The following is a 6,368-nucleotide window of genomic DNA, read 5'->3' on the forward strand; positions in this document are numbered from 1 at the left end:
CATCGGAACCGCGCAATAGATCGCCAGGCTGCAGCAAACGCACACATGAAGCATTCTGAATCCGGTTCCACGATCCTTACCTCACTGTTGCGGCTGCCGCGCTTGTTCGGGCGCGCGCTGATCTGGATCTACCGGCACACCTTCTCGCCGCTGGTCGGCTACAACTGCCGGCATCTGCCGACCTGCTCCGTCTATGGCGACGAGGCGATCGAGCGCTTCGGGCTGTGGGCCGGAGGCTGGATGACGCTGGCGCGGATCCTGCGCTGCCATCCCTTCGGCACCTCCGGCATCGACAACGTGCCGCTCGCCGCGCCGCCAGGCGCGCGCTGGTATCTGCCCTGGCGCTATGGACGCTGGCGCGGCGTCAATGCGCCGCCGGGCACTTGTTGCTAGCGAAACCAGAAGACGCGCCGTCCGGACGACGGCGGGATCGGCTCGGGCGGGCGTGGCCGCCTCGGCCGCGCCGGCTTCGGCGGCGGCTCGGCGGAGGACGTGGTCTCCGCAGGCGCGGCCTCGCCGCCGGGGACCTTCACCGCCAGCAGCAAATTCGATTCATGGGTGCGCCAGCGGTAGCCGATGCCGAAATCGATCGGCTGGGCGCGCGTGAACAGCTGCGCATAGGATTGCTGATAGCGGCCGGGGAATTCGCCGATCGGCCCGAGATAGCGGCCGAACGGGAAGAAGCGCCATTGCCGCGCATTGTAGTCCACAAGCGGAATTCCGGAATCGTCCTGGATGATGGTCGCGCTGTTGGCGAGCAGCCAGTTGCGCGCGACACTGAAATTGCCGGAATGCAGGAGATAGGACGCGCTCTTGATCAGGCTGTTGCCGGGTCCGAGCGTCTCGCAGAACTTGAGGAAGCCGGTCGCGCGCGCGCCGGAATTGGAGAGATCGGTCGAGAAGTAGTACAGCGTCCGTGCCTGGCCATCGCTGCCGGCAAACGCGATGCGGACGCCGCGAACCGCGTTCGGCCCGGGATTGTCGCTGCCGGTGTGCACGCCGCCCTTGTCGTCCAGCGCCACCAGCTCGACATTGCGGATGGTCTTTCCTGAGCGCGCCAGGAACACGTAGAGGATCGGCAGCGTGCCGCCGATCTGGCCGGCGTGCAGATCGACCTTCATCTGCTTGGTGATGAAGAAGGAGAAGCTCAGGATCGAGCCGAGCGAGCGCTCGACGTTGTAGAGCGCCGAGCCGGCCGCGCCGCGCGGCAATCTCGACAGGTCGGGAACGGCGCCGACCGGCTCCAGCGCGCCGAGCACATAGGTGTTGGCCCTGGAATAGAAGGCGTTGGCGTAGAGGAAGTCCGGCCCGCTGAACAGATAGAACATGGTGGGCCGGGGCGCGGCCAGATTGACGTCGGACCAGGCGCGGATTTTTGCAAGCTGTCGCTGATCGAGCTGGGCGAAGGCGTTATCGAAGAACCTTGCGTGACGCTGCCAGGCCGGATCCCTGGTCAGCGGCATCAAGGGCGAGTCGGCGGAGGGCTGCATGCCGGCGAGGAAGCGCGCGGTGTCGTCGGCGGTCACGGTATCGGCGGCGCGCGCGGCAGTCCCGGCCGCGAGCAGCAAGGCAACGGCGACGGCCGCAATTCTCATGGGTCGAGACATGTCTATTCGCGATGATCTGAGGCGTCGGCGGCCGACGGCCGTTTGCGGAAGATGGCGTAGATCAGGAGGCCCGAGAGCATGATGAACGTACCCGCGAGCGATTGCAGCGGCCGCTCCGTCAGAAGGTAGTACATCATGAAGGCGGTCACGAGCAGGAAAACCGCCGGCGTCGCCGGGTATCCCCAGGCACGATAGGGACGCGGCAGGCCGGGATCGGTGATGCGCAGCTTGATGACGCCGGCGACCGTGAAGAACGAGCAGAACAGCAGCGCGAACTGGATGAAGTCGAGCACCGCCTCGAAGCTGCGGGTGAACAGCAGGAGGTTGGCGACCGCGAGCTGGAACAGGATGGCATGGGCCGGCGCGCCGCTCACCGACTTGCGCGAGAACACGCGCAGCGCCGGAATGTCCTCGCCCATCGTCATCATCACGCGCGGACCGATCCACATCATCGCGCTGATGGAGGAGATCAGGCCGAAGCAGATCATCGCACCGACGATCCGGCCGCCGATCTCGCCGAAGATGGCGCTGCCGGCGACGCTCGCGACGTCGAGCTGGCCGGCAAGCCCTGACATCGGCGTGGCGTACAGGAACACCGCGTTGAGCGCCACGTACAGCACCATGACGATCAGCGTTCCCACCAGCAGCGAGCGCGGCAGGCTCCGCTGCGGCGTCTTCATCTCGCCGATGATGTAGGTCGCCGCGTTCCAGCCCGAGAAGGAATACATCACGAAGACGAGGCCGATGGCGAACGGCGCGCTGGTGACGTGGGCGAAGTCGCCGGCCTCGGGCAGGAACGACACCGGCTGCCGCACGCCGATGGCAAACCCCGCCGCCAGGAAGGCGACGATCAGCACGACCTTCAGAATGGTCGAGATCAGCTGGAAGGTCGAGGAATGCCTGACGCCGGTGAGCTGCACGAGCGACACCAGCCAGACCACGCCGACGGCGAGGCTCATCGGCGGCAGTTCGGGGACGACCGACCTGGCGTATTCGCCGAAGGCCATCGCAGCGAGCGCCACCGGGGCCGCGAAGCCGACCGTCGCCGAGACCCAGCCGGCGAGGAAGCCGAATGCCGGATGATAGGCACGCCCGAGGAAGTTGTACTCCCCGCTCGAGCGCGGAAACATCGCGCCGAGCTCGCTGTAGGAGAACACGCCGCACAGGGCGACGATGCCGCCGATGGTCCACAGCAACAGGATCGAGAAGCCGGACGGGATGTCCTTGACCTGGAAGCCGAGGCTCGTGAACACGCCGACGCCGATCATGTCGGCAACGACGATGGCGGTCGCGACCATGACGGAAACGCCGGACCCGCTTCCGGGAAGCCGGCCAGTCCACGCCGCGCCGCCCGCCTCTGATGCCGTCATTTGGGTCCTAACCTCAGCGTCGCGCCTCTCGGGAGCATCGAGCAAGACGGGCGCCAGTCAATTCAAGCAGGGTTAACAAGGGTTAAATGAGGCAGCGCGAGGCGGTACCGCGCCACCATTTGCTTCGGTTCCAGCCGACAAGGCGGCTTTCGCACTGCAAAAACGACTGTCCCCTCCCACAATCAGGACACGATTTCATGGTCCTTTTTGGCGTTCCGGATGTGGGGAGTTGCTCCGGAAGCTTAACGTCGCCTAAACGCCAGTCGGCTCATCTTACGGAAAAATTGCCGCTGGACTTGGGGCCTTGGGTGGATGGTCGGGGTCGTTTCGAGGGTTGAAGCAGAGACGCGTGCGCACCGGATGAAATCGCCCGGCGCATGCGGTCGTGCATTCATCCTCGCGCGCCGGGTCGGCATCGTCTCAGCCTTCGTGCCGCTCTGCTTCGCGCTGGTTCAATGCGGCAAGGCGCCCAATCCGGCGATGCTCGCCGCCAACACGCAGGCGACGTCCCAGGCGAACACCCAGGTGGTCGCCAAGACCAGGACACAAATAGCGAGCGGCGACACCTTCGAGGATCGCTTCCCGGCCCCGCAATTCAGCGACCGTTTCCCCTCGGCGAGCGAGAGCCTGCTGCAGCGGCAGATGTCGGACTTTTCGCCCAGGCGCGCCATGCGGCCGGAGCCGGCGCCCTACAAGGTCGCCTCGCTCGAGCCGCAGGTTCCCTACAAGCGCCCGCCGCGCGAGGACCTGACGACGCTCGTGAGCATGAAGTCGTCCGCCTTCCCCTATTACGGCAACAATCCGGCCTCCGAGGCGCCCTTCCTCAACATTTCCAAGGGCGACCGCCGTGGCCACCGCAGCTATTCCGGCCGCGTCTACTGGCAGGACGAGACCTACAACGACAATCGCGTGCTGATGCACGTGCCCGAGCATTTCGACGCACGCAAGCCGGGCGTGATCGTGGTGTTCTTCCACGGCAACGGCGCGACGCTGGAGCGCGACGTGCGCGACCGGCAGCTGGTGCCGCAGCAGATCTCGGACTCCGGCGCCAACGCCGTGCTGCTCGCGCCGCAATTGGCCGTCGACGCCCGCGATTCCAGCGCCGGCAAGTTCTGGCAACCCGGCGGCTTCAAGCGCTTCATGGCGGAATCGGCCGAGCAGCTCGCCCGTCTCTCGGGCGACCCGAACAACGCGCGCGCCTTCGCCCAGATGCCGATCGTGATCGTCGGCTACAGCGGCGGCTTCCTGCCGACGGCCTGGAGCCTGGAAGTCGGCGGCATCAGCGATCGCGTCCGCGGCGTGGTGCTGCTCGACGCCGTCTATGGCGAGCTCGACAAGTTCGCCTCCTGGATCGAAAGCCACCGCTCCGGCTTCTTCGTCAGCTCGTATACGCATTACACCGCGCGGCGCGACCGCGAGCTGATGAGCATGCTGAGGCAGAAGGGCATCGGCGTCTCCGAGGACATGGACGCGCCCTTGCGTCCCGGCAGCGTGGTGTTCGTCGAGACCGGCGACGGCATCACCCATCGCGACTACGTGACGCGCGCCTGGACGCAGAATCCGCTCAAGGACGTGCTGGTGAAGATGGCCGCAACCCCCTCGCTCGCGCTGACGCGGGTGGCGGCGACCACGCCATCGACGGCGAGCCGCTAGACCTCTCCGTCCCGCTCAGTGCTTGGGCAGCTTCGGAATGCTCTCGGCAAAGCCGTTGAAGCAGGCCAGCCGTTCGTCCTCCTCCTTGAGGAAGCGGCAATCGGCGACGCCCTTCGCCTTCGGCGCCTTGGGCTTCGGGGTCGGCGGGATCACGGCGTCGAAGCAGTTGAGCCGGTCCTTGGTGCCGTCGTCGATGTCGAGGCAGGCCTGCAGCCGCACCGCAGTGGATTGCGGCTTGCCCTTCGGCGCCGCCGCTTCGGTCCCCTTGGCAGCGGCCGTCCCCTTGGCCGCGTGGGACGTCCCCTTGGGCTTGACCTGCACCAACGGCTTGTCCCCGACCATCGGCGGCTTGTCCGTCTGTGCCAACGCGGCCCCCGAATAAAGCACCGCGACGAGCGCCAGGATCGTCCTCATTTCGGTCAACTCTCGTTTGTCCCCACGCCTCGACTTCTAGCGCCCTCCTGCGCGGTTTGCCAAGCTCCCGTTGGCGGGAAAACCGGTCCTCACCGCCGGCATTTTCTTGGAAATGCCGGATTGCGCGGGCCGAATCGCCTGATATATCGCTCGTTCCCCCGCTTACCTGCGCCCGTTCGCAGGAGTGAGCTTCAGGAGAAAAGCATGTCCGACGACCACAAGTCCGAATCCGGCTTCCAGTACAGCCTCAGCAATTTGAAGCCCGTGACCCCTGCCGCAAAAGTCACCCTCACCTTTCCCGACGGCGCCAGGCGCGAATACGACAAGAGCATCACCGGGCTCGAGATCGCCAAGGGCATCTCGCCCTCGCTCGCCAAGCGCACGGTGGCGATGGCGCTGGACGGCGCGCTCGCCGATCTCAACGATCCGATCGAGGCCGACGCGAAAATCGAGCTGGTCGGCCGCGAGGACCCGCGCGCGCTCGAATTGATCCGCCACGACTGCGCGCATGTGCTCGCCGAAGCCGTGCAGGCGCTGTGGCCGGGCACCCAGGTCACCATCGGCCCCGTGATCGAGAACGGCTTCTACTACGACTTCTTCCGCAACGAGCCGTTCACGCCGGAAGACTTTGCCGCGATCGAGAAGAAGATGCGCGAGATCGTCGCGCGCGACAAACCTTTCACCAAAGAGGTTTGGGACCGCGAAAAGACCAAGCAGGTGTTCCGCGACAAGGGCGAGGCCTTCAAGGTCGAACTGGTCGACGCCATTCCCGGCGACGAGCCGATCAAAATCTATTACCAGGGTGACTGGTTCGATCTGTGCCGCGGCCCGCACATGACATCCACCGGCAAGATCGGCAGCGCCTTCAAACTGATGAAGGTGGCCGGTGCGTATTGGCGCGGCGACAGCAACAATCCGATGTTGACGCGCATCTACGGCACCGCTTTCGCCAAGCAGGAAGAGCTCGACGCTTACCTGAAGCAGATCGAGGAAGCCGAGAAGCGCGATCACCGCAAGCTCGGCCGCGAACTCGACCTGTTTCATTTCCAGGAGGAAGGTCCCGGCGTGGTGTTCTGGCACCCGAAGGGCTGGACCATCTTCCAGGAGGTGATCGCCTATATGCGCCGGCGGCTCGCCGGCGAATACAGCGAAGTCAACGCGCCGCAGATCCTCGACAAGGCGCTGTGGGAGACCTCGGGCCACTGGGACTGGTACCGCGAGAGCATGTTCGCGGCGCAGTCGGCCGGCGACGAGGCCGAGGACAAGCGCTGGTTTGCGCTGAAGCCGATGAACTGCCCGGGCCACGTGCAGATCTTCAAGCACG

6 protein-coding genes are annotated in these 6,368 nt (G+C 65.6%); 3 read left to right on the forward strand and 3 right to left on the reverse strand.

All coding sequences use genetic code 11. The annotated features are described in order from the left end of the window. Positions 1 to 45: 45 nt before the first annotated feature. Positions 46 to 393 carry a membrane protein insertion efficiency factor YidD gene (gene yidD, locus KGM94_RS22390; protein ID WP_300264206.1) on the forward strand — a complete coding sequence of 116 codons (348 nt, stop codon included), beginning with the start codon at positions 46 to 48 and terminating at the stop codon, positions 391 to 393. Here yidD and KGM94_RS22395 read toward each other — a convergent pair. Then, positions 390 to 1,607 (reverse strand): hypothetical protein, encoded by a 1,218-nt coding sequence (locus KGM94_RS22395; protein ID WP_300264207.1) that lies wholly within the window; start codon positions 1,605 to 1,607, stop codon positions 390 to 392. The two genes, yidD and KGM94_RS22395, sit on opposite strands and share 4 nt — an antisense overlap. A 2-nt stretch (positions 1,608 to 1,609) precedes the next feature. Continuing rightward, positions 1,610 to 2,977, reverse strand: coding sequence for an amino acid permease (locus KGM94_RS22400; protein WP_300264209.1), 1,368 nt, complete (start codon positions 2,975 to 2,977; stop codon positions 1,610 to 1,612). A 312-nt stretch (positions 2,978 to 3,289) separates the two neighbouring features. Here KGM94_RS22400 and KGM94_RS22405 point away from each other — a divergent pair, with 312 nt between their 5' ends. Beyond that, on the forward strand, positions 3,290 to 4,630 hold the full coding sequence (locus KGM94_RS22405) for an alpha/beta hydrolase (protein ID WP_300264211.1): 1,341 nt from the start codon (positions 3,290 to 3,292) through the stop codon (positions 4,628 to 4,630). Between the two features lie 15 nt (positions 4,631 to 4,645). On the opposite strand, the gene KGM94_RS22410 is transcribed toward KGM94_RS22405, so the two are convergent. Further along, on the reverse strand, positions 4,646 to 5,044 hold the full coding sequence (locus tag KGM94_RS22410) for a hypothetical protein (RefSeq protein WP_300264212.1): 399 nt from the start codon (positions 5,042 to 5,044) through the stop codon (positions 4,646 to 4,648). Positions 5,045 to 5,248: 204 nt separating this feature from the next. On the opposite strand from KGM94_RS22410, the gene KGM94_RS22415 reads away from it, so the two are divergent. Further along, on the forward strand, positions 5,249 to 6,368 hold a 1,120-nt coding region (locus KGM94_RS22415; protein ID WP_300264214.1), incomplete at its 3' end, for a threonine--tRNA ligase.

It is taken from the genome of Bradyrhizobium sp., assembly GCF_028868675.1.
GTDB lineage: Bacteria > Pseudomonadota > Alphaproteobacteria > Rhizobiales > Xanthobacteraceae > Bradyrhizobium.